This is a genomic window from Amycolatopsis acidicola (genome assembly GCF_007713735.2).
GTDB lineage: Bacteria > Actinomycetota > Actinomycetes > Mycobacteriales > Pseudonocardiaceae > Amycolatopsis_E > Amycolatopsis_E acidicola.
This window is the reverse complement of sequence record NZ_VMNW02000073.1, coordinates 1-24,719: the sequence shown is the minus strand read 5'-3', so window position 1 is coordinate 24,719 and position 24,719 is coordinate 1. Positions and strand designations below refer to the sequence as shown.

The following is a 24,719-nucleotide window of genomic DNA, read 5'->3' as shown; positions in this document are numbered from 1 at the left end:
GTAAAGAATTGTTTAACGAACGGCGGGGAGGAAACCGATCCGGTCATAAACGACAGAAAGGGTCTCGGCCGCCACGGAGCGGGCCCGGTCGGCGCCGCGGGCGAGCACCTTGTCGAGTTCGGTGACGTCGTCCAAATACGACCGTACCCGCTCCTGGAAAGGAGTCACGAACTGGACGAGTACTTCGGCGAGATCCACCTTCAGGTTGCCGTAGCCCTTGTCGGCGTACTCCGCTTCCAGTTCCGGAATGCTCTTCCCGCCGATCGCCGAGTAGATGGTCAGCAGGTTCGACACCCCGGCTTTGTGCTCCGGGTCGAACACGATCTCGCGGCCGGTGTCGGTGACCGCGGAGCGGATCTTCTTCGCCGACTTCTTGGGCTCGTCGAGCAGTTCGATCAGCCCGTTCGGCGAGGACGCCGACTTGCTCATCTTCGACGTCGGGTCCTGCAGATCGAAGATCTTGGCGGTGTCCTTGACGATGTGCGGCTCCGGCACCACGAAAGTCTTGCCGAAGCGGTGGTTGAACCGCTGCGCGAGATTGCGCGACAGCTCCAGGTGCTGGCGCTGGTCCTCGCCGACCGGCACCGCGTTCGCCTGGTAGATCAGGATGTCCGCGGCCTGCAGGATCGGGTACGTGAACAGCCCGACGCTCGCGTGGTCGGCGCCCTGTTTGCTCGCCTTGTCCTTGAACTGGGTCATCCGGCTCGCCTCGCCGAACCCGGTCTGGCACTCCAGCACCCAGGACAGCTGCGCGTGCTCGGGCACCTGGCTCTGCACGAACAGCGCGCTGCGCTCGGGGTCCACGCCGAGCGCGAGCAACTGGGCCGCGGAGACACGGGTGCGCTCGCGCAGCACCTTCGGGTCCTGCTCGACCGTGATGGCGTGCAGGTCGACGACCATGTAGAAGGTCTCGTGCGTTTCCTGCAACGCGACCCACTGCCGCAGCGCGCCGAGGTAGTTCCCGAGGTGGAACGAGTCGGCGGTCGGCTGGATGCCGGAGAGCACACGGGGGCGGGTCGGAATCGCGTCAGCCACGGCCCGATTCTTTCAGGCCCGCGCGCGGCGACGGCGGCGAGGTCGGCCGCCGTGGGGTGCTACGCCTGACGCGCGTGCTGCAGCGCGCTTATCCCGGTTTCGAGATCAGCGGCCGCTTCGACCACCGGGCGGGCCCAATCCGCGACCAGCGCGCCCGCCTCGCTGAGCGACGAACCCCGCGGAGTTCGGTCGACGAGCGCCACTCCGACCCGCGCTTCGAGCTGGCGGATGCGCGCGGACGCGGCGGGCTGGGAAATGCCGTGCGCCCTGGCGGCGGCGCCGATGCCGCCGAGCTGAGCCACGGACAACAACAGATCGAACCCGGCCAGCTCGGTCACGCGCGAGGGCAAGGGCACCAAGCCAGGTTATGAAGCCTTCGGGGGTCCGTAACCACCATCAGGGCGATATCCCCCGAAGGTGTCATACGGGCACTTACGCGGAGGGGCGGCGGTACGGGGTCAGTGCCGGGCGCGAGGGGCTCTCGGCGTTTTCGGTGACTTCGGCGGCCTCTGCGACGACCGCGGCTTCCTGCTCGGCCTGCGCCTTGCGGCGGGCCCGAACCACTCCGAGCGCCATCCCCACAACGCCGAGCAGCACCGCGGCCAGGCCGACCGGGCCGAGCAGACCGAAGGACGCCGTGGTATCCGTCGTCGTGGTGTCCGCGGCGGACGCGACCCCTGTTCCCGCGCCCACCAGCACGGTGAAAGCGATGCCCACGCGCAGCAGTTGCGCGCTGAAACGCCTGGCCAGAGTGCTTCGGTTGCGCACCGGGGTGCCTCCCGCGACGAGACTGACGGTTGGACGTGCGTCACCCTAATGGGTGGAAGTTGCCTGCGTGAAAACTACCGAGCGTGTCAAGCCCTGTCGTTTTCGATCATCACGGAGGCCGAGAGTAGCGCCCATCCGAGTGGCCGGAACACCGGGTCCACACAACGCCGGATGACCTGCGACGCACCTCCGGCACCGAAAGCCCGAGCCGTCTTGACAACTTTATTTGTCGGTAGAACTCTGGTCGCATGCTTGAAGTCGCCGTGATCGAAGACCCGGCCGCGGCCGAGGTTTCGCTTGATCCCGTGCGCGCGAAACTGCTCGCCGCGCTCGCCGAACCGGGGTCGGCCACCAGCCTCGCCGCACAGGTCGGGCTGGCGCGCCAGAAGGTCAACTACCACCTGCGCGCGCTGGAGCGGCACGGGCTGATCGAGCTGGTCGAGGAACGTCGCAAGGGCAACGTGACCGAGCGCGTCATGCAGGCCACCGCCGCCTCCTACGTCATTTCGCCGTCCGCGCTCGCCGACGTGGCTCCGGACCCGAGCCGCGCGCCGGATCAGCTTTCGGCGCGATGGCTGCTGTCGCTGGCCGCCCGGCTGGTGCGCGAGGTCGGCGACCTCATCGCCGGCGCGGCCGCCGCCCGGCAGCGATTGGCGACGTACGCGATCGACGCGGAAATCCGCTTCGCGAGCGCGGCCGAGCGCGCCGCTTTCGCCGAGGAACTGGGCACCAGCGTGAAGTCCCTCGTCGCGAAGTACCACGACGATAAGGCCGAGGGCGGGCGCCGGCACCGGCTCGTCGTCGCCCTGCATCCGAAGAAGAAGGAGAAGTGAAATGGGCAAGGAATTCGAGATCCGCCGTGAGGTCGTGCTGCCCGCCACTCCGGAGCAGGTGTTCGAGGCCGTCACCTCCGGCACCGGGAACTGGATGTTCCCGACCCCGGAGGTCGGGCCGGGCGACCCGATCGTCAAAGCCTGGGAGCCGCCCGGGCACGCACTGGTCCGGATGGATTTCCCGGACGGCACGTTCAACGCCCTGGAGTACGTGATAGAGGCCAGAGACGGTGGTACGGTGTCGATGCGCTATGTCCACAGTGGAATCTTCACCGACGACTGGGACAACCAGTACGACGGCGCGAGCAAGCACACCGACTTCTATTTCCACACCCTCGCGCAGTATTTGCGGTACTTCCCCGGCCGCACCGCGACGTACGTGTCGGTCGATGGGCCTGCCGGATCGTCGGGGCCGCGGGCGCTGGAGGACGTGAAGCGGGCGCTCGGCGCTCACCAGACCGGCGACGAGGTACGACTGGAGCTGCCCGGTGTCGCCCCGGTCGACGCGGTCGTCGACTACGTGAACCCGTATTTCGTGGGGCTACGCTCCGAGGACGCGCTGTACCGGTTTTTCGGGCGCAACCACTTCGGCCGTACTGTCGATGCGGCGCACCACCTGTTCGGTGAGCAGGTGGACAGAGAGAAGACGGAACGGGCCTGGCGGGCCTGGCTGGACGGGGTGTTCACCGCTTGAGCAAGCAGAGCGCGGGGATTCTGTTGTACCGCACCGGAAATGGTCCGCTCGAGGTCCTGCTCGGACACATGGGCGGGCCGTTCTGGGCGCGTAAGGACGAGGGCGGGTGGTCGCTGCCCAAGGGCGAGTACGGCGAGGACGAGACCCCGGAAGCCGCCGCGCGGCGGGAGTTCACGGAGGAGCTGGGCCTGCCGGTGCCCGAGGGTGAGCTGATCCCGCTCGGCGAAGTGCGGCAGTCGGGCGGGAAAACCGTGACCGCGTGGGCCCTACGCGGCGACGTCGACCCGGCGGCCGTCGTGGCGGGCACGTTCGAAATGGAGTGGCCGCGAGGTTCCGGCCGGATGCGGGAGTTCCCGGAACTGGACCGCGTGGAGTGGTTCGAACTGGAGCCCGCCCGGGCGAAGATCGTCAAGGGACAACGGCCTTTCCTGGACCGGGTCGCCGAGCTGGGCTGAGAATTGCCGCGAGGGTTTCCGAACCGGCATGCCCCCGCGACGGTTCCGGAGATAGACCCCGCTCTTTCTCTCTCCCCGCCGAAGCGATCCACCCAGATCGGCCCCCGGCGGCGCGGCCTCGCGGGCGACGCCTCGGGATCGCCTAGGTCCCCGGCGCCACCCACCCACGCCGCTCCCCCTCGGCGATGATCTCCTGCGCCGCCGCCCACAACTCGGCCGACGCACCACCGATCACGGACTTGCGAGCGCGCACCGTATCCGCCGTCACGCCGGGCGTGCGCCAGGTGCCGCCCTCGGCCATCCAGTTCAACAGCAACGGCTGCAACCGATCCATCGCCTTCGCGAAGCGCGCTTCGGCCGTCTCGCGGGCTTCGAACTCGTCCCACAGCGCGCGGAACCGGCGCGCCTGATCGTCTGGGAGCAACCCGAACAGCTTCGCTGCGGCGGCCTTCTCGCGCTCTTCTTGGCTCTCGCGGCCTTCGTCGTCGTAGAGCGGGGTGTCCCCGGCGTAGATCTCGACCAGATCGTGCACCGAGACGAGCTGGATGGTGTGCCCGACGTCGATCGGCTCATCCGAGTACTCGGCCAGCACTGCGACCATCATCGCCAGGTGCCACGAATGCTCGGCGTCGTTCTCGCGCCGCTCCGCGGCCGCGAGAGGCGACTGGCGCAGCACGGTCTTCAGCCGGTCGATCTCGATCAGGAACCCGAACTGCGCCCCCAACCGCCCACCGACCGGCGGCAGCGGATTGCGTTCTGGCAGAGTCACGGCACCTCACTGTCTCGATCGTGGCCGCCCGATTGTGCCCGATCAGTCCTGATACGTCACCGTGAGCGGCGCGTGGTCCGACCAGCGTTCGGCGTACGTCGCGGCGCGCTCGACCGTCGCCGAGACCGCGCGGTCGGCCAGGCCCGGGGTGGCGACCTGGAGATCGATCCGCCAGCCGGCGTCGTTGTCGAAGGCCTTGCCGCGGTACGACCACCACGTGTACGGCCCTGGCCCCTCCGGGTCGAGCTTGCGCTGCACGTCGACATACCCGGCCTCGGCGTAGACGCGGCCCAGCCACTCCCGCTCCTCCGGCAGGAAGCCCGAGTTCTTCCGGTTGGTGCGCCAGTTCTTCAGATCCACCTCGGCGTGCGCGATGTTCCAGTCCCCGCCGACGAGCACCTCCGCGCCCGCCGCCTCGGCCTTCGCCCGCAGCTCGGCAAGGTAGGGCAGGAACGCGGCCATGAACCGCTCCTTCTCCTCCTGCCGCGGCGTGCCGACATCCCCGCTCGGCAGGTACAGGCTCGCCACCACGAGCCCCGGCAGGTGCACCTCCAGGTACCGCCCGCTGTTCTCGAACTCCGCCTCACCGAAGCCGACGCGGACCTCCTCCGGATCCGCCCTGCTGTACACCGAGACGCCGTTGCGCCCCTTGACCTCGCAGGACGCGTGCCGCGCGTGCCAGCCGTCCGGGGCCACGACCTCCTCGGGCAGCTGGCTCTCCTCGGCGCGCACCTCCTGGCACAGCACGACGTCGGCCTCGCTCGTGGCAAGCCACTCGACGAAGCCCTTCTTGGCGGCGGCACGCATGCCGTTGACGTTGACTGTGGAGACGGTAAGCACGACGGGCAGGTTACCGGCGACCACCGACAAAACCCGTGCCAGACTGCCCGGGTGAGCCGGCTCACCGTGCTCGGCAGCTGCGGGGCCTGGCCGGAGCCCGGCCGCGCCTGCAGCGGATTCCTGCTGAGCCACAACGGTTTCCGCCTCGTACTGGACCTCGGCTACGGCACCGCCTCCCGGCTGCGCGAACCCGTGGACGCGGTGGTGATCACCCACGAGCACCCCGACCACTGCGCGGACCTCTCCGCGCTCGGCCGCCTCCAGCAGTTCACCCGCGAGGGCAGGCTCCCGCTCTACTGCACACCCGGCGTGCTGCGAGTCCTCGAAGCCACGGAGCCCCGGCCGCATCCCCGCACGGTGTTCGAGGTGCACGACGTGGCCGAACCCGCGACGATCGGACCGTTCCGACTCGACGCCTGGCCACTACTCCACCACGTGGCCTGGCAGCGACCGGGCCGTCTCAGTTGCCGAGGCCCGTGCTCACTACCCGGGCGAGGTAATCGCCGCGGACGAAGGGCTACGGCTCTAACCGCAGTTGGTGCCCTCGACCGGCTTGAGGAAGTCCGACGACGCCCACTTGTTGTCCGCCAGCTTCCGGAAACCGTTCTGCACCACCGGCTCGGCCCCGGTCTCGGCGTTCTGGTTGAACTTCCCGACGACGTCCGCCCCGGCGTCCGGCGCGGCACGCACGTTGAGCACGTCGGCGGTGACGGTGACCTTGCACCCGGTCGAACCGCCGGTGGCTCCCTCGGAAGCGCGCTTGTCCACACCCATCACGTAGATGATGCCGATGCCGATCAGCACCGCAGCGATGATCACGACTTTCTTCGGCAGGCCCAGAACCACGGCTAGCTCCTCGTCCGAATACAAGAAGGACTTCCGGTAAGGGTAGCCATGCCCTGTTCCGCTCCGACAGTCCGCGCGGGCGAAAACACCCGTTGACGCCAACGGAAGTTCAACGCCCGGGCATCACCGGTGCCGGTGCGGACCACACGCTCGCGTGCTCGGTGACCTCCGCCCGCGCCGCGCCGAGCAGCCGGCCGACGGCCGGATCCCGGGGATCGAACGGCACCGCGGAGGTCCTGCGCTGGTCGACGACCGCGCGGACCAGGTGCCCGGCGTTGCCGAACCCCGGCACCAGCACCTTCGTCAGCGACTGGACCTGCCCGAGCCCGCCGACGACGTCCACCCGGCTGCGGGCGAGACCGGTCAGCCTCGCGAGCCACAGCCCGGCACCGACGACGGTCCGGGCCACCAACTCGACGAGGTAGAACGGCATCAGCACCAGCCAGGCGAGGAACACGAGGAAATACACCACGGCTTCCAGTGCCTGGGCAGCCAACCCGATGACGAGCACGCCCACGACCAGCGCCGGACCCATGTAGAGCCAGTGCCAGCCGGTGATCTTGCGCTGCTCGCGCTTGGCCTCCTGGCGCTCCTGGCGCTCGGCTCGCCTTCGCTTCGACTGCTCGATCACGCTCGGCCGCTTCGGCGCGACCCGGTACCTCGAGTACTCGAGCTGGGCGAGGTTGGCCGGCTGCACGAGCCGGTGCCACGGCGTCATCCGCCGGTACGCCTGCCAGAACTCTCCGTGGCTGTCTTTCACCCGCATGGGTGCACAGCCTACGAAAAAGGGGCACGTCCGCTTTCGCGGCCCGCGCCCCTTTTCACGGCCGGTGGCTACTCAGCCCTGGTTGATCTTGCGCGCCAGGTTCTCGTCCAGCGTCGCGAGGAACTCCTCGGTGGTCTGGAACGGCTGGTCCTTGCCGATCAGCAGCGCGAGGTCCTTGGTCATCTTGCCGCCCTCGACGGTCTCGATGACGACCTGCTCCAGCTTGTTGGCGAAGCCGATCAGCTCGGAGTTGCCGTCCAGCTTGCCGCGGTGCTCGAGGCCACGGGTCCACGCGTAGATCGACGCGATCGGGTTCGTGGAGGTCGGCTTGCCCTGCTGGTGCTGGCGGTAGTGCCGGGTGACGGTGCCGTGCGCGGCCTCGGCCTCCACGGTCTTGCCGTCCGGCGTGCGGAGCACCGAGGTCATCAGGCCCAGCGAGCCGAAGCCCTGCGCGACCGTGTCGGACTGGACGTCACCGTCGTAGTTCTTGGTGGCCCAGACGTAGCCGCCTTCCCACTTCAACGACGCGGCGACCATGTCGTCGATCAGCCGGTGCTCGTAGGTCAGGCCCTTGGCGTCGAAGTCCGCCTTGTACTCGTTCTCGTAGATCTCCTGGAACACGTCCTTGAACATGCCGTCGTAGGCCTTGAGGATCGTGTTCTTGGTGGAGAGGTACACCGGGAAGCCTCGGTCGAGGCCGTACTGCAGCGAAGCGCGCGCGAAGTCCTCGATGGACTTGCGGAAGTTGTACATCCCCATCGCGACACCGCCGCCCTCGGGGAACTTCGCGACCTCGAACTCCATCGGCTCCGAGCCGTCGTCCGGCTGGTAGCTGATGGTGACCGTGCCGGGGCCGGGGACCTTGAAGTCGGTGGCCTTGTACTGGTCGCCGTGGGCGTGGCGGCCGATGATGATCGGCTTGGTCCAGCCCGGCACCAGCCGCGGCACGTTGGACATGATGATCGGCTCGCGGAACACGACGCCGCCGAGGATGTTCCGGATGGTGCCGTTGGGGCTCCGCCACATCTTCTTCAGGCCGAACTCCTCGACCCGCGCCTCGTCCGGCGTGATGGTGGCGCACTTGACGCCGACGCCGTGCTGCTTGATGGCGTTCGCGGCGTCGACGGTGATCTGGTCGTCGGTGCGGTCCCGCTCCTCGATGCCCAGGTCGTAGTACGCCAAGTCGATGTCCAGGTACGGATGGATCAACTTGTCCTTGATGAACTGCCAGATGATGCGGGTCATCTCATCGCCGTCGAGTTCGACGACGGTGCCCTCGACCTTGATCTTGGCCATGAGCGGCGGTGCTCCTCTCGCGGATCCTCGCGCTTCGTTTCTCAGCACTGTGGTATGCGGTACAAGCGTACTGCTAGGAACGGTTCAGCGGACCGGGTGGTGACGAACAACCAGTCTCGCAGTCCCGGGACGTGGCCGAGGTCACCGGGTTGGGCGTACGTTGCGCGTGCGGCTACCGGAGGTGAGGGACGATGCGTTTCGCGATCAAGACCAGGCCCGAGCACACCAGCTGGAACGAACTGCGCGACGTCTGGGTCGCGGCCGACGACATCGAACTGTTCGAGTCCGCGTGGAACTGGGACCACTTCTATCCGCTGACCGGCGACACCGTGGGCGGCCCCAACTTCGAGGGCTGGACGATGCTCGCCGCGCTCGCGTCGGTGACCAGGCGGATCCGGCTGGGCTGCCAGGTTTCCGGGATGCCCTACCGGCATCCGGCGGTGCTGGCGAACATGGCGGCGACCATCGACGTGATCTCGCAGGGGCGGCTGGAGGTCGGCCTCGGCGCCGGCTGGCACCAGCGGGAATGCGACGCGTACGGGATCGAGCTGCCGCCGCTGCGCGAGCGGTTCGACCGGTTCGACGAAGGCGTGCAGGTGATCATCGGGCTGCTTTCGCGGGAGAGCACCGACTTCGAGGGCAAGCACTTCCGGCTGACCGACGCGCGCTGCGAACCGAAGCCGGTGCAGCGCCCGCACCCGCCCATCGTGATCGGCGGCCGCGGGCCGAACCGCACGCTGCGGTCGGTGGCGCGGTGGGCGCAGCAGTGGAACTGCCTGGTGAGCGGGCCCGCGGACTGGTTGCCCCTGAAGGAAATGCTGCTCGTGCGCTGCGACGAACTCGGCCGCGACCCGGCGGACATCGTGTGCTCGGTGAACGTGATCATCGACCCCGACGCCGGTATCGGCCCGGCCGTGGAGAAGGTCGCCGCGTTACGGGAGGCCGGGGTCGACATGGTGGTGCTGAACCTGCCGCACCGCGCGAAGCCCGCGGTGTTGGAGCCATTGGCGGAGGCGTTGGCACCGTTGGCTTGACGCGAGCGGCGCGGTCGGCACCGCGTGTTGGCCGCTCCCGTCCACGCGTTGGCCGCTCCCGTCCACGCGTTGGCCGCTCCCGTCCACGTGTTGGCCACTCCCGTCGGCATGTGGTGGCCTTTCCCGTTCCCATGGCTTCAACCGGCCGCCACCCACACACCCCGGCGAGCCAACACACGCCCGGCACGGGCCAACACACCGACCGCACCGGCCAACACGCGTACCGGAGCGGCAAACACGTGAACGGGAGGGGCAAACACGGCGGAGGCGGCGCGGGGCGAGGGCGGCACGGGTCGAAGCCGCTGCTCAGCCGTGAGATGCTGAGGGCTATGCCCAAAGCACTGCACTTCACCGGCAATGCCTCGGCCGACCGGCTGCTGAGCTCCGACCCCTTCGCGCTGCTGACCGGGCTCCTCCTCGATCAGCAGTTTCCGATGGAGCACGCCTTCGCCGGGCCGCAGAAGATCGCCGACCGGATGGACGGGTTCAGCATCACCAAGATCGCCGAGACCCCGGTCGACGAGTTCGTCGAGCTGTGTGTGCAGCCGCCCGCGATCCACCGCTACGGAGGGTCGATGGGCCGCCGCGTGCACGCTTTGGCGCAGTTCATCATCGAGCACTACGACGGCAAGGCCGACCGGATCTGGAAGCAGGGCAAGCCGGACGGCAAGGAAATACTGAAGCGGGTCAAGGCACTGCCGGGATACGGCGACCAGAAGGCCCGGATTTTCGTTGCGCTGCTCGGAAAACAGCTCGGCGTGACACCCGAGGGCTGGCGCGAGGCGGCGGGCGCGTACGGCGAGGAGGGTTCGCACCGGTCCATCGCCGACGTGACGAGCGCCGAGTCGCTGGCCGAGGTCCGCGCGTTCAAGAAGGCCGCGAAGGCCGTCGCGAAAGCCAAGTAGGCCTCCGCGACGGCCGCCGGGTCACGTGGTGGCGAAGTGGCCGAGCGTGGTTTCCGGCCGGATCCCCTCGAACGACGAGTGCCAGATCGAGTAGAAGCCCGCCTCCTCGTCCGAGCGCAGCGAAATGCCCTCGGGCAGGTCGGGCGAAGTGCGCACGGCAGCCTCCAGCACGTCCTTCGCGCCGGAGCCGTCGCCGAACTGTTCCTTGCCGCGGTTCAGGATCTCGTCCGGAACCCAGCCCTCGAACGCGTCGCGCAACAACTGCTTCTCCACCCGGCCGGGCGCGAGCATCTTGTGCTCCGGCGGGATCGACAACGCCAGCTCGATCACGTCGCGATCGAGGAACGGCACCCGCGCCTCCATCCCGAACGCCATCGTCGTCCGGTCGCAGCGCTGCAGGTTCAGGTGATGCAGCTCCTCGACGGTCCGCACGAGCTCGGCCTGCAGCGCGTCGGGATCGGTGAACGGCGCCTCGTGGTAGTACGAGTAGCCGGCGAACAACTCGTCCGCGCCCTCGCCGGTCAGGACCGCGTGCACCCGCTTCGCCGCGTACTCGGCCAGCAGCAGGTTCGGCACGGAGCTGCGCACGAGCGACGGGTCGTAGTGCTCGATCGCCCGGACCGCCTTCGGCAGCGCGGCCTGCGCGGCCTCCTTGGTCATCACGATCTCGTGGTGCTCGGTGCCCAGGTACTCGGCGACGACCCGCGCCGCCGCGAGGTCCGAACTGCCCGGCGCGCCCACCGCGAACGTGGGCAGCGGCTGGTCGTGGCGCTTCGCGTACTCCGCCGCGACAGCCGCGACGATCGCCGAATCCAGTCCACCGGAAAGGAAAACGCCGATCCCGACATCGCTCATCATCCGGTTCTCGACCGCCGTGACGACGGCCTCCCGCACGGACTTCACGAGCGCCTCGTCCCAGACACCCGGCTGCTCGGCGCGCCGCGCCGGCCGGACTCGCGCCGGGACAGCGTCGGCGAAGCGGACCAGCCCGCCGTTCGGGGTCCAGCAGTGCCCCGGCGGGAAACTTTCCACCAGCGGCCGGTCGGCGGGCTCGAACGCGCGCAGCTCGCTGGCGAACAGCGTCACGTCGTCCCGGCGGACCCAGTAGAGCGGCTTCACGCCGAGGGAATCACGGGCGACGAGGAATTCGCCGTCCGCGGTCATGAACGCGAGCGCGAACATTCCGCGCAGCCGCGCCAATCCCACCGGGCCGTCGACGATCAGCGCGTGCAGCGCCGCCTCGCTGTCCGATCCCGTTTCGAAGAGCTCGTGCCCGAGGTCCTCGCGGATGTGCCGATGGTTGTAGATCTCGCCATTGGCGACGAGATAGGTCTTTTCCTCGGTGTCGGTCATCGGCTGACTCCCACCATCGACGTCCATAATGGACAGTCGCTGGTGACCCAGCCATACGTTTCCCCTGCGGATCTCCCCGGTGTCATCGGGCCCTCGATGTTTGATCCTGGCCAACATGTTCCGGCAGAGCTGGACGTCGATCTCGCCAACCGCGGCGACGATTCCACACACGATGCGTGGACACCTCCTTGATCGACAATTCATATTAGTTGCTTTTTCAGCGATTCGCCCGGCTCTCGACTCGGGGATTGGTCACAACTACGCTGATTGCGGCGGAGGTGACGGCTATGCGAGCAACCGTGGGAGACCGGATCCGGGTGCACGGCCGCACTGTCGGATCCGGCGAGCAGCAGGGCGAGATCATCGAGGTCCGCGGCACCGAAGGGAAGCCGCCGTACCTGGTCAGGTTCACCGACGGGCACGAAGGCCTGGTGTTCCCTGGCAGCGACTGTGAGGTCTACTCCCGGCACCACTGAACCGATCTCCCAGCAGCGGCGTTACGTGGGGATCATCACCCCGGCGGCGGGATGACAGCCTGGCCGCGGCCGGTTGAAAATTGACGTCAGGACAGCCGAGGTCGCCAAGAACTTGGCTGTCCTTATTCGTGCGCCCGCCCTTGATCGATCCAGGAGAGGAGAACCGTGCCCATCGCGTTGCTCGCGCTGGCCATCGGTGCTTTCGGAATCGGCACCACCGAGTTCGTCATGATGGGTGTGCTCCCCCAGGCCGCGGCGGACTTCGGGATCTCCATCCCGGCCGCGGGCTTTCTCATCACCGGGTACGCGCTCGGCGTCGTCGTCGGGGCACCGACGCTGACCGCACTCGCCGTGCGGCTGCCCCGCAAGACCATGTTGCTGGCCATGATGGCCCTGTTCACCTTGGGCAACGTGCTGTTCGCCCTCTCGCCGAACCAGCAGTTCGGCGTGCTCTTCCGCTTCCTGGCCGGCCTCCCGCACGGGGCGTTCTTCGGGGCGGGCGCGGTGGTCGCCTCCAGCCTCGTCACGCCGGGCAACCGGGCCAAGGCCGTGTCGATGATGTTCCTCGGGCTGACGCTGGCGAACGTGGTGGGCGTGCCGCTGGGCACCCTGCTCGGTCAGCAGGTCGGCTGGCGCGCGACCTTCGGCGTGGTCGCGCTGATCGGCGTGCTCGCCATCGCGGCGATCGCGAAACTGGTGCCACACCAAGGAAAACCGGAACAGGCTTCGCTGCGCGGCGAGCTCGGCGCCTTCAAGCGGCCACAGGTGTGGTTCGCGCTGGCGATCGTGACCGTCGGGATGGGCGGGGTGTTCGCCTCGCTGTCCTACGTGACGCCGATGCTGACCGACGTCGCGGGCTACGCCCCGCACAGCGTCACGCTGCTGCTGGCGCTCGCGGGTGTCGGCATGACGGTCGGCAACCTGCTCGGCGGCAGGCTCGCCGACAAGGCCCTGATGCCGAGCCTGTACGTCGCGCTGTTCGCGCTGGCGGCCGTGCTCGCGATCTTCACGCTCACCGCGCACAGCAAGATCGGCGCGGCGGTCACGATCTTCGCGGTCGGCGTGGCCGGGTTCATGATCGGCCCGATGATGCAGACCCGGATCATGCAGAAGGCGGGCGGCACCCCGTCGCTCGTCTCGGCGGCGGTGCAGTCGGCGTTCAACGTCGCCAACTCGATCGGCGCCTACCTCGGCGGCCTGGTCGTCGCGGGCGGGTTCGGCCTCGTCGCGCCGAACCTGGTCGGCGCCGTGCTGTCCGTGCTCGGGCTGTCCATCGCCACCGTGTCCGGCGTGCTCGACCGGCGCGAGGCGCCGATGGCGCTGGCCGAGGCGTGAGTCAGCTGCCGAACGGGCCGTTGGTGATCGTGAAAGCCAGGAACAGCAACAAAACCGCGAGCCCGGAGTAGGTCAGCACGTCCACCGGGCGGCCGCGGACGGCCAGCAGGCCGGCCCGGACGCCCGGCAGGACACCGCGGAAAATGGCGGCCACCAGCAGCGCGGCGGCGACGATCACCGCGCCCTGGCGCCAGTGGTACTGCCAGATCCGGAGCCCGGCGACGGCCACCAGCAGGAGCACGATCGCGAACGGCACCTGCTCCAGCATCGCCGGACGGCGGCTACCGCGCGGCGACGACACGTTCTGCCGCTTCGACGACGTTGGTGACGAGCATCGCCCTGGTCATCGGCCCGACCCCGCCGGGGTTCGGCGAAAGCCAGCCCGCGACCTCCTCGACCCCGGGCGCCACGTCCCCGGTCAGCTTCCCGTCGACGTGCGAAACACCGACGTCGAGCACCGCCGCGCCGGGCTTGACCATGTCCGGGGTGATCACGCCGGGCACGCCGGCGGCGGCCACGACGATGTCGGCCCGGCGCACTTCGGCGGCCAGGTCACGGGTTCCGGTGTGGCACAGCGTGACGGTGGCGTTCTCGCTGCGGCGGGTCAGCAGCAGGCCCAGCGTGCGGCCGACGGTGATGCCGCGGCCGACCACGGTCACGTTCGCGCCGGCGATCGGGACGTCGTGCCTGCGCAGCAGTTCGACGATGCCGAACGGGGTGCAGGGCAGCGGGCCGGGCTGGTTCAGCACCAGCCTGCCGAGGCTGATCGGGGCCAGCCCGTCGGCGTCCTTCTCCGGCGCGATGCGCTCCAGGATCCGGCCGGTGTCCAGGTGCTTCGGCAGCGGCAGCTGCACGATGTAGCCGTGGCAGGCGGGATCCGCATTCAGCTCCTCGACGACCGCTTCGAGTTTGTCCTGGCTGATATCGGCGGGAAGATCACGCCGAATGGAATTGACCCCGACCTTCGCGCTGTCCGCGTGCTTCATCCGCACATAGGAATGGGAACCGGGATCGTCACCGACCAGCACCGTGCCCAGCCCGGGTGTCACGCCCTGCTCCGCGAGCGCCGCTACCCGCGGCTTCAGCTCGGCGTAGATGGCGTCCTTGGTCGCTTTGCCGTCGAGAACCGTCGCCGTCACGAGAACCATTCTGACAGAGGCCACTTTGCGTAGCTTCAGCTAGACGCTCCGTACCTCACAGGTGGCATAAACACAGGTCAATGGGCGTAATGGTGCGGGTGGTGTGCATTCGTCAGAGTCACCAGTCAAAATGGTTTGGTGGCCCAAGCGACGACCCAGCTGAACGCAACCGAGCAGGACACTCTGGTCAAGCAGATCGGACTCGCCCTGCTGCGGGCGGCTCCACGTGACTGGCGGCGGGTGACCGCCCAGTACCGCGCCGTCGGCCGTTACCACGAGCTGACCGGGGAGGTGCTGAACGAGGACGGCAGCGTCTCGGAGTGGATGGCCACGCACGACATCGCGACGCTCTTCGGCAGACTGCGCGGCGGCATGTACCGCGAGGGCCGCGGCACCTGGTTCAACGCCCGCTACCAGCTTGATCACCCATCGAGCTACAACCTCGAGTACGACCGCGACGAGCCGCGCTGGGACCTGCAGCCCCCGCCACAGGCGTATGCCGACGAGCTGCGGATGTTCCCGCGCTCCGAGGAGAACATCCCGGAGTGGCTGATGCGCCGGATGTCCGGCCTCGGCCCGGAGCAGCCCGGCCCCCGCTTCCGCATCGCCCGCATCTTCGACGGCCAGGGCCCCGACGGCCGTCCGGTGCTCAACCGCCCCGAGCTCGACCACGACGAGGCCGACCGGATGCTGGAGTACCTGAACTCCGCGCCCGTCGTGCGCTCCGAGCGTGGCCTCGACCTGGACAGGCTGGCGTCCCCGCCCACGCCGAAGGTGCCCGTGGCGTTCCACACGGACGGCACCTGGATCTGGCCTGCCGCGGTCAATTTCTACTTGCAGGAGTACGGCATCGCCCCCGAGGCGGAGCTGGCCTCGCACATCGAGTCCGCCGGGTTCCGGGTGCCGGAGGTGTCCGAGCAGACGGTGCAGGCCGCGGGCGCGCACCTGAGCCGGGGCAACCAGCCGCCCGGCCCTCCGCGCGGTCCGCGTCCGATGCAGGAGCAGGCGCCGCCGCCCCCGCCGATTCCTCCGCAGCCGGAGCCCGAGCCGGTGGCCGAAGAGCCCGAGCACGCCGTCGAGCCCGAGCCGCACCCCGGCGCGATGGACGTGGAGCAGCCCACCACGTTCACACCCGCGCTCGACCTCGACGACGACGGCCCGCCCACGATGGTGCAGCCGCCCGTGCCCGCGGAGCCGGAACCGGAGCCCGAGCCGGTGCAGCCGGAGCCCAAGGCGGCCCCGTCCACACGGCTGGTGCCGCCGGTCGCGCCGCCTCAGTCCGCGGCCGCGCCGACGCCCGTTCCTTCGGCCCCCGCGCCCGCGCCGAAGCCGACTGAGCCCGCGATCGAGAACCTGCGGAGCAGGCTGAGCGACCTCGGCGTGCCCGAGTCCCGGTACCGGATCGGCGAGCCCGCCGAGTACGGCTGGAGCGTCGAGCAGGTCGAGTCGGGCTGGCGGGTCGGCTGGTACGACAAGGAACTCAGCAATCCGGCGGTCTTCGGTGATGCCGAGGACGCGGCCGCGTTCATGCTCGGCAAGGTCCTGCTGGACCAGCGCGGCCGGGACGCCGCGGCCGAGCCCGGCCTGCTGGAGCGGGACGCGATGGGCGAGACGGCGCCGGTGATCGGCGGCCCGAGCGCCGACAAGGCCCGCGAGAGCCGCACCGACATCCCGCGCGAAGCGTGGGCCGAGGGCGGTCACGGCGAGTCGACGCGGGAGAACATCTCGGAGCCCGGCCGGGAGAGCTGGGAACCGGTGCGGGAACCCCGCGGCTCGCGCGAGGGCTGGGAAGGCGGAGCCACCCGCGCCGACGTTGCCCGCGAGAGCTGGGAAGGCGGCCGAGGCCGCGACGCCGGTCGCGAGGGCTGGGAGCCGGGCCGCGAGAACCGCGCCGACTCCTCGCGTGAGAACTGGGAGCCCGCCGCCGCGCATTCGGACGGCTGGGAACCAGGCCGTGAGTCCCGTGGCGATGTGCCCCGCGAAGCCTGGGAAGCCGCACAGGGCCGCACGGAAGTTCCGCGCGAGAACTGGGAAAGCCCGGCGCGGCCGGAAGGCCAGCGCGAAAACTGGGAAGCCCCGGCACGCTCCGAAAGCCAGCGGGAGAACTGGGAAGCCCCGGCGCGCTCGGAAGGCCCGCCCCGCGGCGAGGGCCAGAACTGGGAGCCCGGCCGCGCCGACGCGGCCCGGTCCGAGGAGGCCGCGCCCGAGCTGCCTGTCCGGCCGACGCCCGAGGCGTCGCGTTCGCTGGCCGACGCCCTCGAAGAGACATCGGTGGACATCGACGGCTCGCAGACCATGCTGGCTGCCCCGGTCGCGCCGCCGGCCGCGCGTCGTGAACCTCCTGCCGCGCCGCCGCCCACTCCGCCCCGCAGGGAGCCGGCGCGCGCCGCGGCGGCCCCGGCCGCGCAGCAGAACAACGGCGGCGGCAGTGGTGGCAGCAACCAGAACTGGCCGGTCGAGCCGCTGCCCGGCGAACCGCCGCTGACCCTGTTCCGTGGCAAGGAAATGCGCGAGCTGCCGCCGGGATCCGAGCTGGACAGGTTCGGCAACCCGAACGGAAACCTGACGTACGCGGCGGGCACCCCGTTCGAGGAGCGTTCGCTGGTGCCGGAGTGGGTCGGCCGCCCGTACCACGTGTACCGGGTGCAGCGGCCGCTGGAGGCGCTGGCCGGTGTGGCCATCCCATGGTTCAACCAGCCCGGCGGCGGCGCGGCGTACCTGCTGCCCGCGTCGATCGAGGAGCTGCTGGCCGACGGCGACCTCATCGAGCTGGACCCCGGCGAACCGCCGATCGACTGAGCCACAAGGGAAAAGGGCGGCGCCTCACTGGAGGCGCCGCCCTTTTCCGTTACGACACCAGCAATCCGTGCGCGCCCGCGAACGCCAGGGCGGTTTCCACGTCCACCTTCGCGCCCCGCAGTTTCGCCTGTACCAAGCCGTTCGCGTCGAGCTTCGCACCGCGCAGGTCGGCGTCGGCCAGCTCCGCGCCCAGCAGCCTCGCCCCGCGCAGATCGGTGTCACGCAGCTGGGCCCCGGTCAGGTTCGCCTCGGTGAGGTTGGCCTCGCGGAACCGCAGCCCCGACAGGTCCACCTTGCGCAGGTTCGCCCGGCTCAGGCTGACCAGCGAGAAATCCGTGTCCCGCACGGTGATCGCGCGCAGCCCACAGTCCACAAAGGACGAACCGAGCAGCGAGCTGCCGTACCAGGCCGCGTCCGCGAGCACAGTCCGGTCGAAGGTGCAGGAGCGGAACGCGGAGTTCTCGTGCCGGGAGCTCCCGAGATCGGCGCGCGTGAAATCGCATTCGTCGAAGGTGCAGCCCTGGCTGAGCAGCCCGCGCAGATCCGCGCCGGCGAAGTCGCACCGGACGAACCGGCGTTTCTCCCAGTGCTCCTTGGGCAGCACGGCTTCCGAGTAGTCCTCGCCGATCTCTTCCATACCCGCGAGCCTGTCACATCACCGGAAGTCCCTTGACTTCGACGGCACCCGCATCGGCAGGTGCTGCAGGCGGTCGGCGAGCAGGCTCACCACCCCGTCGGCGCGTTCGACCACCCCGCGTACCAGCAACGCCGGGCTGCCCCTGGCTATCCGGTGGTAGCGGTGCCACAGCCCGGCCGTGCAGATGACATTGACCATCCCCGTCTCGTCCTCGATGTTGAGGAACGTGATCCCGCCCGCCGTCGCCGGCCGCTGCCGGTGGGTGACCGCGCCGCCGATCAGCACGCGTTTGCCGTCCTCGACGTCGAGCAGGTTCGCGGCGGGTACCACGCCGAGCGCGTCCAGCCGGTCGCGGATGAACTGCGTCGGGAAGCTGTCCGGGGACAGGCCGGTGGCCCACACGTCGGCGACCGCGAGGTCGATCTCGTCCATCCCCGGCAACGCCGGCGCGTCGGCACCGACCACGCTGCCGGGCAGTTTCTCCGGCCGCTCCTCGGCGACCGCGCCCGCCGCCCACAACGCCCGGCGCCTGTCCCCCGCCACCTCCGGGAAACAGCCGAAGGCGCCTGCCGTGGCGAGTGCCTCCACCTGAGGCCTCGTCAGCCGGACGCGCCTCGCCACGTCCGCCATGTCGCGGAACGGTCCGCCGGATTCCCGTTCCGCCACCAGCTTTTCGGCGAGCTCCTGCCCGATGAGTCGCACCGCGGCCAGCCCGACCCTGACCGCGAACTCGGCACCCCACGGCTCAAGCGTGGCGTGCGGGAGGCTGGCGTTGACGTCCGGGCCGTGCACCGTCACCCCGTGCCGCCGGGCGTCGGCGACCAGCGACTGCGGCGAGTAGAACCCCATCGGCTGCGCCCGCAGCAGCCCCGCGCAGAACGCGTCCGGGTGGTAGTACTTCAGGTGCGCGCTCGCGAACACGAGGTACGCGAAGCTGAGCGCGTGGCTTTCCGGGAACCCGAAGTTCGCGAACGCCAGCATCTTCTGGTAGATCCGGCCGGCCAGTTCGTCTTCGATCCCGTTGGCGGCACAGCCTTCGTAGAACCGTTTCTTCAGCCGCTCCATCTTTTTCGTGGACCGCTTCGAGCCCATCGCGTGCCGCAGCTCGTCGGCCTCCGCGGCGGTGAAGTTCGCGACGTCGAGCGCGATCTGCATCATCTGTTCCTGGAACAGCGGCACGCCTTCGGTCTTGTCCAGCGCCTTCTTCAGCAGCGGATGGTCGTGCTCCCATTTCTCCACCTTGTTCTTGCGGCGGATGTACGGGTGCACCGAACCGCCCTGGATGGGCCCGGGCCGGATCAGCGCCACCTCGATCGCGAGATCGTAGAACTCCCGCGGTTTCAGCCTCGGCAGCGTGGCCAGCTGCGCCCTGCTCTCCACCTGGAACACCCCGATGGCGTCGGCGCGGCACAGCATGTCGTAGATGTTCTCGTCGGCGAGGTCCAAATCGGACAGATCGATCTCGATGCCCTTGTGCTCGCGCACCAGGTCGACCATGTAGTGCAGCGCGGAGAGCATGCCGAGCCCGAGCAGATCGAACTTGACCAGGCCCACCGAGGCGCAGTCGTCCTTCTCCCACTGGAGCACGCTGCGGTTCTCCATCCTGGCCCATTCGATCGGGCAGACCTCGCTCACCGGCCGGTCGCAGATCACCATCCCGCCGGAGTGGATCCCGAGGTGCCGCGGGAAGTCCTCGAGCGCGGTGGCGAGCCTGCGCACCGGTTCGGGGATGTCGTGGTCGTGGTCGTTCCTGGTGACTTCGAGCGGCCCCCAGCGGTCGATCTGCTTGCTCCACGCGTCCTGCTGGCCCGGCGAGTAGCCGAGCGCGCGCGCCGCGTCCCGTACCGCGGACTTGGGCCGGTAGGTGATCACGTTCGCCACCTGCGCGGTGCACAGCCGCCCGTACTTGCCGTAGACGTACTGGATCGCCTCCTCGCGGCGATCGGACTCGATGTCGAGATCGATGTCGGGGTAGCCGTCCCGGTCCGGCGCCAGGAACCGCTCGAACAACAGCTTCCAGCGCACCGAGTCCACCTTGGTGATGCCGAGCGCGTAGCAGACCGCGGAGTTGGCGGCCGAACCCCGGCCCTGGCACAGGATGTCCGCGCGGCGGCAGAACTCCACGATGTCCCAGACGATGAGGAAGTAGCCGGGGAAGCCGAGCTGCTCGATGATCCGCAGTTCGTGTTCGATCTGCGCGTACGCCTCCGGGTTTCGTTCCGGGGGGCCGTACTTCTCCAGCGCGCCCGCTTTCACCTTCTCCCGCAGGAACTCCGCCTCGTTCTCGTGCTCGCCGACGTCGAACGGCGGCAGTCGCGGGGCCACCAGCTTGAGGTCGAAAGCGCATTCCAGGCCCAGCGCGGCGGCGCGCTGCACCGCGCCGGGGTAGTCGCGGAAGCGGGCCGCCATCTGCTCGCCGGAGTGCAGGAACGCCATCCCGGCCGCGGGCAGCCAGCCCTCCATCTCGTCGAGCCCGCGCCGCGCGCGGATCGCGGCCATCGCACCGGCGAGCCTGTCCCGCTCCGGGATCGCGTAGTGCACCGCGTTGGTCGCCACCGTGAGCAGGCCGTGCTTTTCGGCCAGCGCGGAAAGCCGGTCGTTGCGGCGACTGTCCTCCGGGGCGCCGTGGTCGGTCAGCTCGACGAAAACGCTTTCCTCGCCGAAGAGTTCGACCAGACGGCGAAGTTCGCGGGCCGCACCGTCTTCACCTTCGCGCAGCAACGCCTGACGGACCGCGCCCTTGCGGCATCCGGTGAGCACCACGACGTTGCCGCGCACCTCGTCGGCCACCGTCTCCAGGTCGTACACCGGGCGCCCCTTCTCGGCCTGGAGTTCGCGCGGCAACTCCTCGTCGTGCCCGCGCAACTGGCCCGCCGTGATCGCCCGGCAGAGCGCGGCGTACCCCTCCTCCCGTTTGGCCAGCAACAACAGATGCTGACCTTCCGGGTCGGGAATTCCGTTCTGCGGCCCGGAAAGCCCGAAGCTCAGCTCAGTGCCGTACACCGTGCGGACACCCAGTTCCCTGGCCGCGTCGGCGAACCGCACCACCCCATACATGCCGTCGTGGTCGGTGAGCGCGATCGCGTCCAGCTCGAGCCGCGCCGCCTCCTCCACCAGTTCCTCGGGATTGCTCGCGCCGTCGAGGAAACTGAAGTTGGAATGGCAGTGCAGCTCGGCGTACGGCACCCGTTTGCCGCCGCCAGAGCGGTCATCTCCGCGCAGCGTAAGGAAATCATCCGGGCGCAGGTAGCCCTCGCGCTTCCGGCTCCACGCCGGACTGTCCCCGCCGTCGGCCGGTACCGGATCGCCGGAGAGCGTCCGTTCCAGCTGGCGCCAGGGGACGGGCGGGTTGTTCCAGCCCACGGTTACTCCGAAGGCGTTCTGGGAAACGGGATCCAGGGCGCGGGCGGCTCCGGGTCCAGTCCCGCGGACGGTTGCGGGATCACCGGCTCGGCCCGCAGCCACTGCCGGATGCTGCGCAGGTACTCCTCGTCCATCAGTCGTACACTCCTTCGACAGTCCATTGTGGATGGTCTTGACCGGCGAGCGTGAGCAGCACGGCCACCTCGGGCTCCCCGGCGAGCAGCGCCTGGATCCGGGTGCACGCGCCCGGCCCGTCGCCCCAGCGGCCGCTGACCTGCCACGGCCCGGCCCAGTCCAGAACCCGTTGTGGCGCAGCGCCGTTGACGCTCACCTCGTGTGGCGGCGCGGTGAGCCGGCGCTGCCGGGTGGTCTCCACCGCCGCGCCGGCGGAGTCCACCACCCGCGCCGGCAGCGCCTTGGCGAACACCGTGGCCGGGGACGGTGCAGGGAGCCGCCCCGGCCACGGCATTTCCGGCGGGCTGTGCACGGAGCGATCGTCGCCCCACGGCACCAGACGGACCCGCTCCGCCGGGCCACGCCCGCCGTCGAGCACCGCGGTGAAAACGCTTTCCGGGCCGAGCAGGCCCTGGACCCGCACCAGCGCCCGGCCCGCCTTCTCCGCGGCCAGCTCGTTTTCCTCGCCGAGCCCACGCACCCCGCCCCGCCACAGGCCGAGTTGCAGGGAGTTCCCGGCGACGGTTTCTTCCGGCTCGAGCCGGAGCCTGCTGACCCCGGACGTCGGCCGCGCACCGGGTGCCGCCTTCAGCCAGCCCTCGAACTGCCAGCGCACCCTGTCCGCGATTCCTTGCGGGGTAAGGGGTTCCGCGCACCGCCAGACCCGGGACAGCTCCTCGCCGCGCTCGGTGACGGCGTGGATGCCCAGCCTCGTGCAGGCGAGCCCGTGCGCGGCGAGCCCGGCGTGGAACCGCCCGGCGAGCGTCTTCGCCATGAACGCCGCGGCGTCCACCCTGTCCAGCGGTGGATCGAACTCCTTGCTCACGGTCAGTTCCGGTGGTGGGCGGCGCCGGTGCGGCGGGCGTTCCGAACGGCCCTGCGCCAGCCTGTGCGCGAGCAGCCCGGCGCTGCCGAACCGGGAGACGACGTCCCGTTCGGCCAGCTCCGCGAACGCGCCCAGCGTGCGCAAACCCAAGCGCCGCAACAGGTCCACGAGCTCGGCCCGTTCGGTGTCCGGCTGGTCCAGTTCCGTGATGTCCAGTGGGGCAAGGAACTCCCGTGCCGCTCCCCTGTCCACGAGAACGGAGCGGTGCGCGGCCAGCGTGGCGGCGAACAGCCCGTCGGCCACCCCGATCTGGCACTCCACCCCGACCCGGCTCGCCACCTGGTCGATGAGCAGCTCGGCCAGGCTCAGCTCCCCGCCGAAGTAGCCGGCGGCGCCGGTGACCGGCACCGCGACCAGGCCCGGCCGCACCACCTCGACCCCGACGACCAGCTCCTCGACGGCCGCCGCGACCGGCTCGAACAACCGCGCGTCCCGGCCGTCGTCGGTGCCGAAGACCACCAGCTCGGGACAGCGGGCCTGCGCGTCGCGGCGGCGCATGCCACGCCGGACCCCGGCGGAGCGGGCCGTCACCGAGCAGGCCACCACGCGGTTGGCGGAGAACACCGCGGCAGGCGGATGCGCGGATACCCCGGCCGCCATGGCCGCCGCGACCGCGGGCCAGTCGGGACACCAGAGCACGAGGATGCGCGTGGGCAGGTCACTCATCCGGCCTCCCCGCTGTGAGGAACCAGAGTCCGGCGGGCGGATGCGCGCCGCGCCACCACAAGCCGACTCACCCGACCTCCCCGAGATCGGGAGCGAGTTCGGGAGCCGGGGCCTGGTGGGCGACCGCTCCCACCGGCCCCGGCAGCATCAGATCCGCGAACCGGGCACGCGCCGCCGCGCGCCGCCCCGCGACGCGCACCTCGCAGCGGCGCTCCACCAACTGCCCCGAGCCCGCGCGCAACCCGGTCCACTCGCCCGGCACGCAACTCAACTCGATCTCGGCGCCCGGCCACGGCCCCAGCGACAGCAACACCGCGCCGCGGTGGCGCGCGCGTGCGGACAAACGCCGCGCCACCGCGGGGGTGCTGCCGGCGGGGTTGACCGCGACCAGATCCATCCCGTCGAGGAGGGCCGCGGTCACGGAGGCGAACTCGACACCCGGCTTGGGCACCAGCGCGAGCCGGCTCACCTCCACCCCGTACTCCCCGGCAGCGACCACACCGAGGTGCGGCAGGCCCACCGCGGCGGCCCACGATCCGGTCGCGGTGGCTTCGGCGAGCAGGGCGAGCAGCAGGGAGGTGGCCCCGCGGACGGCGACCGTGCTCCCCCGGCGCAACCCGCCGGCGGGCAGGAACGCACGCAGCTCCGGACGCACCGGCAGCAGCCGCCCGGTAGCCTCGTCGTGCCGCGCCGCCGCGGCGACCCCGCTCGCCGTGCTCACGCCGGGCAGGGCCGCGAGCTTCGCGACCGGTGCTTCGACCGTCACCACGGACCCCTCCCCACGACGAAGAAACGCCCTGCTCAAGGACGTGCATTCACCGCGGGGAAGGCAGTGAGTCGAACTGGTGTTCGACTCACTCAGTCTGCCTCGGCGGGGTCAGGGTGTCAAGCCGGGGCGCACCCGATACCGCAGGTACACCACTCCGCCCCGGAAACGCCGTTCCTCCACCAGTTCCAGCCCGAGCCGGACTCCGTCCGGGAGCGCGCGCTTGCCGCCGCCGACCGTCACCGGGCAGAGGAACAGCTGGCATTCGTCGACCAGGCCCGCGGCCAGTGCGGCGCGGGCGAGCTCCGCGCCGCCGATCGAGAGGTCCCGCGCCGAGGATTCCTTGAGCCGCCGGACGGCCGCGGGATCGAACTCGCGCTCGATCCGCGTCCTGGCGCTCGACGGGGACCGCAGCGTCCGCGAGTACACGATCTTCTCGGCCGCCCGCCAGACCTCCGCGAAAGCCCGTCCGACCTCGGATTCGCCGTCCTCGGTCTCCCAGTACACCATCGTCTCGTACATCCGGCGGCCGAGGAGGTGGGTGCCGATCGGCCGCTCGAGGTCGTTGACGAAGGCGTGCACCTCCTCGTCCGGTGCGGCCCACTGGAAATCGCCTTGTTCGTCCTCGACGTACCCGTCCAACGACGCGATAGCCGAATAGCTCAGCCTGGCCATTCGACGACTATTACCGGACGCGGGCGCGCCACGCCACCCCCGACAGTCCACTGTGGACCCGGCTGGGCCCGCGGCGCCTAGTTGTACTGACCCGTGAGGTTGGGGACGCGGCTGGCGGGTGGTTGGCCGCCGAGCGCGGTGTGGCCGCGGTGGTGATTGTAGGTGTGCAGCCATCGCGGGAACGCTTCGCGGTGTTGGGTTTCGGACTG

At 69.9% G+C, this 24,719-nt stretch carries 25 protein-coding genes and 2 pseudogenes; 9 read left to right on the top strand and 18 right to left on the bottom strand.

The annotated features are described in order from the left end of the window. Positions 1–12: 12 nt before the first annotated feature. The 3 genes from trpS to FPZ12_RS33860 all read right to left on the bottom strand — a co-directional run bounded on the left by trpS (position 13) and on the right by FPZ12_RS33860 (position 1,803). The gene (gene trpS / locus FPZ12_RS33870) at positions 13–1,035 is read right to left on the bottom strand and encodes a tryptophan--tRNA ligase (protein ID WP_144752505.1); all 1,023 of its coding nucleotides are present in this window, start codon (positions 1,033–1,035) and stop codon (positions 13–15) included. Between the two features lie 59 nt (positions 1,036–1,094). Continuing rightward, positions 1,095–1,391, bottom strand: coding sequence for a helix-turn-helix domain-containing protein (locus FPZ12_RS33865; protein ID WP_243770174.1), 297 nt, complete (start codon positions 1,389–1,391; stop codon positions 1,095–1,097). Between the two features lie 76 nt (positions 1,392–1,467). Continuing rightward, on the bottom strand, positions 1,468–1,803 hold the full coding sequence (locus FPZ12_RS33860) for a hypothetical protein (protein ID WP_243770173.1): 336 nt from the start codon (positions 1,801–1,803) through the stop codon (positions 1,468–1,470). 248 nt (positions 1,804–2,051) lie between these two features. Here FPZ12_RS33860 and FPZ12_RS33855 point away from each other — a divergent pair, with 248 nt between their 5' ends. Genes FPZ12_RS33855 through FPZ12_RS33845 form a run of 3 tightly spaced genes read left to right on the top strand, consistent with a single transcriptional unit; the run spans position 2,052 to position 3,785 of the window. Beyond that, complete coding sequence (locus tag FPZ12_RS33855) at positions 2,052–2,636, top strand: ArsR/SmtB family transcription factor (protein WP_144752502.1); 585 nt, start codon at positions 2,052–2,054, stop codon at positions 2,634–2,636. Position 2,637: 1 nt separating this feature from the next. Continuing rightward, on the top strand, positions 2,638–3,330 hold the full coding sequence (locus FPZ12_RS33850; RefSeq protein WP_144752499.1) for an SRPBCC family protein: 693 nt from the start codon (positions 2,638–2,640) through the stop codon (positions 3,328–3,330). After that, entirely contained in the window at positions 3,327–3,785 is a 459-nt protein-coding gene (locus tag FPZ12_RS33845) for an NUDIX hydrolase (protein ID WP_208026114.1), read from the top strand. Before FPZ12_RS33850 ends, FPZ12_RS33845 begins: the two co-directional genes overlap by 4 nt. 142 nt (positions 3,786–3,927) lie before the next feature. Here FPZ12_RS33845 and FPZ12_RS33840 read toward each other — a convergent pair whose 3' ends face one another. Both FPZ12_RS33840 and FPZ12_RS33835 read right to left on the bottom strand, forming a co-directional pair. Beyond that, positions 3,928–4,554 (bottom strand): HD domain-containing protein, encoded by a 627-nt coding sequence (locus FPZ12_RS33840; protein WP_144752496.1) that lies wholly within the window; start codon positions 4,552–4,554, stop codon positions 3,928–3,930. A gap of 42 nt (positions 4,555–4,596) precedes the next feature. Continuing rightward, positions 4,597–5,394, bottom strand: coding sequence for an exodeoxyribonuclease III (locus FPZ12_RS33835; protein ID WP_424923664.1), 798 nt, complete (start codon positions 5,392–5,394; stop codon positions 4,597–4,599). A gap of 51 nt (positions 5,395–5,445) precedes the next feature. On the opposite strand from FPZ12_RS33835, the pseudogene FPZ12_RS46705 reads away from it, so the two are divergent. Next, positions 5,446–5,832 (top strand): annotated as a pseudogene (locus FPZ12_RS46705) (MBL fold metallo-hydrolase); the annotation flags it as partial. Between the two features lie 87 nt (positions 5,833–5,919). Here FPZ12_RS46705 and FPZ12_RS46700 read toward each other — a convergent pair. The 3 genes from FPZ12_RS46700 to FPZ12_RS33820 all read right to left on the bottom strand — a co-directional run bounded on the left by FPZ12_RS46700 (position 5,920) and on the right by FPZ12_RS33820 (position 8,302). Next, positions 5,920–6,240, bottom strand: coding sequence for an SH3 domain-containing protein (locus FPZ12_RS46700; RefSeq protein WP_243770172.1), 321 nt, complete (start codon positions 6,238–6,240; stop codon positions 5,920–5,922). Between the two features lie 109 nt (positions 6,241–6,349). Beyond that, positions 6,350–7,006 (bottom strand): hypothetical protein, encoded by a 657-nt coding sequence (locus tag FPZ12_RS33825; protein WP_144752491.1) that lies wholly within the window; start codon positions 7,004–7,006, stop codon positions 6,350–6,352. Positions 7,007–7,078: 72 nt separating this feature from the next. Continuing rightward, complete coding sequence (locus FPZ12_RS33820; RefSeq protein ID WP_144752488.1) at positions 7,079–8,302, bottom strand: NADP-dependent isocitrate dehydrogenase; 1,224 nt, start codon at positions 8,300–8,302, stop codon at positions 7,079–7,081. Between the two features lie 191 nt (positions 8,303–8,493). Between FPZ12_RS33820 and FPZ12_RS33815 the strand changes: the two genes are divergently transcribed. After that, positions 8,494–9,336 (top strand): TIGR03560 family F420-dependent LLM class oxidoreductase, encoded by an 843-nt coding sequence (locus FPZ12_RS33815; protein ID WP_144752485.1) that lies wholly within the window; start codon positions 8,494–8,496, stop codon positions 9,334–9,336. Between the two features lie 329 nt (positions 9,337–9,665). Further along, positions 9,666–10,241, top strand: a complete 576-nt coding sequence (locus tag FPZ12_RS33810) for an HhH-GPD-type base excision DNA repair protein (RefSeq protein ID WP_144752482.1) — start codon at positions 9,666–9,668, stop codon at positions 10,239–10,241. A 21-nt stretch (positions 10,242–10,262) separates the two neighbouring features. Here the strand turns inward: FPZ12_RS33810 and asnB are convergent, their stop codons facing one another. Then, on the bottom strand, positions 10,263–11,798 hold the full coding sequence (gene asnB, locus FPZ12_RS33805; RefSeq protein WP_144752478.1) for an asparagine synthase (glutamine-hydrolyzing): 1,536 nt from the start codon (positions 11,796–11,798) through the stop codon (positions 10,263–10,265). 83 nt (positions 11,799–11,881) lie between these two features. Between asnB and FPZ12_RS33800 the strand changes: the two genes are divergently transcribed. Together FPZ12_RS33800 and FPZ12_RS33795 are read left to right on the top strand one after the other, a co-directional pair. Then, a complete protein-coding gene (locus tag FPZ12_RS33800) occupies positions 11,882–12,070 on the top strand; it encodes a DUF1918 domain-containing protein (RefSeq protein ID WP_144752475.1) in 189 nt (62 codons plus the stop codon). A gap of 165 nt (positions 12,071–12,235) precedes the next feature. After that, the gene (locus FPZ12_RS33795; protein WP_144752472.1) at positions 12,236–13,405 is read left to right on the top strand and encodes an MFS transporter; all 1,170 of its coding nucleotides are present in this window, start codon (positions 12,236–12,238) and stop codon (positions 13,403–13,405) included. A gap of 1 nt (position 13,406) precedes the next feature. Here FPZ12_RS33795 and FPZ12_RS33790 read toward each other — a convergent pair whose 3' ends face one another. After that, a complete protein-coding gene (locus tag FPZ12_RS33790) occupies positions 13,407–13,673 on the bottom strand; it encodes a DUF3017 domain-containing protein (RefSeq protein WP_208026113.1) in 267 nt (88 codons plus the stop codon). Between the two features lie 13 nt (positions 13,674–13,686). Next, entirely contained in the window at positions 13,687–14,544 is an 858-nt protein-coding gene (locus FPZ12_RS33785; protein WP_144752466.1) for a bifunctional methylenetetrahydrofolate dehydrogenase/methenyltetrahydrofolate cyclohydrolase, read from the bottom strand. A gap of 138 nt (positions 14,545–14,682) precedes the next feature. On the opposite strand from FPZ12_RS33785, the gene FPZ12_RS33780 reads away from it, so the two are divergent. Beyond that, positions 14,683–17,343 carry a TNT domain-containing protein gene (locus FPZ12_RS33780; protein WP_243770171.1) on the top strand — a complete coding sequence of 887 codons (2,661 nt, stop codon included), beginning with the start codon at positions 14,683–14,685 and terminating at the stop codon, positions 17,341–17,343. A gap of 49 nt (positions 17,344–17,392) precedes the next feature. On the opposite strand, the gene FPZ12_RS33775 is transcribed toward FPZ12_RS33780, so the two are convergent. The 7 genes and pseudogenes from FPZ12_RS33775 to FPZ12_RS33750 all read right to left on the bottom strand — a co-directional run. Beyond that, complete coding sequence (locus FPZ12_RS33775) at positions 17,393–17,980, bottom strand: pentapeptide repeat-containing protein (RefSeq protein WP_144752459.1); 588 nt, start codon at positions 17,978–17,980, stop codon at positions 17,393–17,395. An 18-nt stretch (positions 17,981–17,998) separates the two neighbouring features. Then, positions 17,999–21,343: an error-prone DNA polymerase gene (locus FPZ12_RS33770; RefSeq protein ID WP_144752456.1), complete on the bottom strand. Its 3,345-nt coding sequence runs from the start codon at positions 21,341–21,343 to the stop codon at positions 17,999–18,001. 2 nt (positions 21,344–21,345) lie between these two features. Further along, positions 21,346–21,477, bottom strand: a complete 132-nt coding sequence (locus FPZ12_RS46935) for a hypothetical protein (RefSeq protein WP_279537844.1) — start codon at positions 21,475–21,477, stop codon at positions 21,346–21,348. Further along, entirely contained in the window at positions 21,477–23,069 is a 1,593-nt protein-coding gene (locus FPZ12_RS33765; protein ID WP_208026111.1) for a DNA polymerase Y family protein, read from the bottom strand. The genes FPZ12_RS46935 and FPZ12_RS33765 overlap by 1 nt, the downstream gene beginning before the upstream one ends. A 67-nt stretch (positions 23,070–23,136) precedes the next feature. After that, complete coding sequence (locus FPZ12_RS33760; protein WP_144752454.1) at positions 23,137–23,838, bottom strand: hypothetical protein; 702 nt, start codon at positions 23,836–23,838, stop codon at positions 23,137–23,139. Between the two features lie 108 nt (positions 23,839–23,946). Continuing rightward, positions 23,947–24,510 carry a dihydrofolate reductase family protein gene (locus FPZ12_RS33755; RefSeq protein ID WP_144752451.1) on the bottom strand — a complete coding sequence of 188 codons (564 nt, stop codon included), beginning with the start codon at positions 24,508–24,510 and terminating at the stop codon, positions 23,947–23,949. A 77-nt stretch (positions 24,511–24,587) separates the two neighbouring features. After that, positions 24,588–24,719, bottom strand: a pseudogene (locus tag FPZ12_RS33750) (integrase core domain-containing protein); the annotation flags it as partial.

Coding starts and splice junctions, on each gene's coding strand:
- FPZ12_RS46935 (WP_279537844.1), bottom strand. CDS start 21,477: ATGGACGAGGAGTACCTGCGCAGCATCCGGCAGTGGCTGCGGGCCGAG.
- FPZ12_RS33775 (WP_144752459.1), bottom strand. CDS start 17,980: ATGGAAGAGATCGGCGAGGACTACTCGGAAGCCGTGCTGCCCAAGGAG.
- FPZ12_RS33815 (WP_144752485.1), top strand. CDS start 8,494: ATGCGTTTCGCGATCAAGACCAGGCCCGAGCACACCAGCTGGAACGAA.
- asnB (WP_144752478.1), bottom strand. CDS start 11,798: ATGAATTGTCGATCAAGGAGGTGTCCACGCATCGTGTGTGGAATCGTC.
- FPZ12_RS33855 (WP_144752502.1), top strand. CDS start 2,052: ATGCTTGAAGTCGCCGTGATCGAAGACCCGGCCGCGGCCGAGGTTTCG.
- FPZ12_RS33755 (WP_144752451.1), bottom strand. CDS start 24,510: ATGGCCAGGCTGAGCTATTCGGCTATCGCGTCGTTGGACGGGTACGTC.
- FPZ12_RS33800 (WP_144752475.1), top strand. CDS start 11,882: ATGCGAGCAACCGTGGGAGACCGGATCCGGGTGCACGGCCGCACTGTC.
- FPZ12_RS33825 (WP_144752491.1), bottom strand. CDS start 7,006: ATGCGGGTGAAAGACAGCCACGGAGAGTTCTGGCAGGCGTACCGGCGG.
- FPZ12_RS33820 (WP_144752488.1), bottom strand. CDS start 8,302: ATGGCCAAGATCAAGGTCGAGGGCACCGTCGTCGAACTCGACGGCGAT.
- FPZ12_RS33810 (WP_144752482.1), top strand. CDS start 9,666: ATGCCCAAAGCACTGCACTTCACCGGCAATGCCTCGGCCGACCGGCTG.
- FPZ12_RS33790 (WP_208026113.1), bottom strand. CDS start 13,673: ATGCTGGAGCAGGTGCCGTTCGCGATCGTGCTCCTGCTGGTGGCCGTC.
- FPZ12_RS33850 (WP_144752499.1), top strand. CDS start 2,638: ATGGGCAAGGAATTCGAGATCCGCCGTGAGGTCGTGCTGCCCGCCACT.
- FPZ12_RS33765 (WP_208026111.1), bottom strand. CDS start 23,069: ATGAGTGACCTGCCCACGCGCATCCTCGTGCTCTGGTGTCCCGACTGG.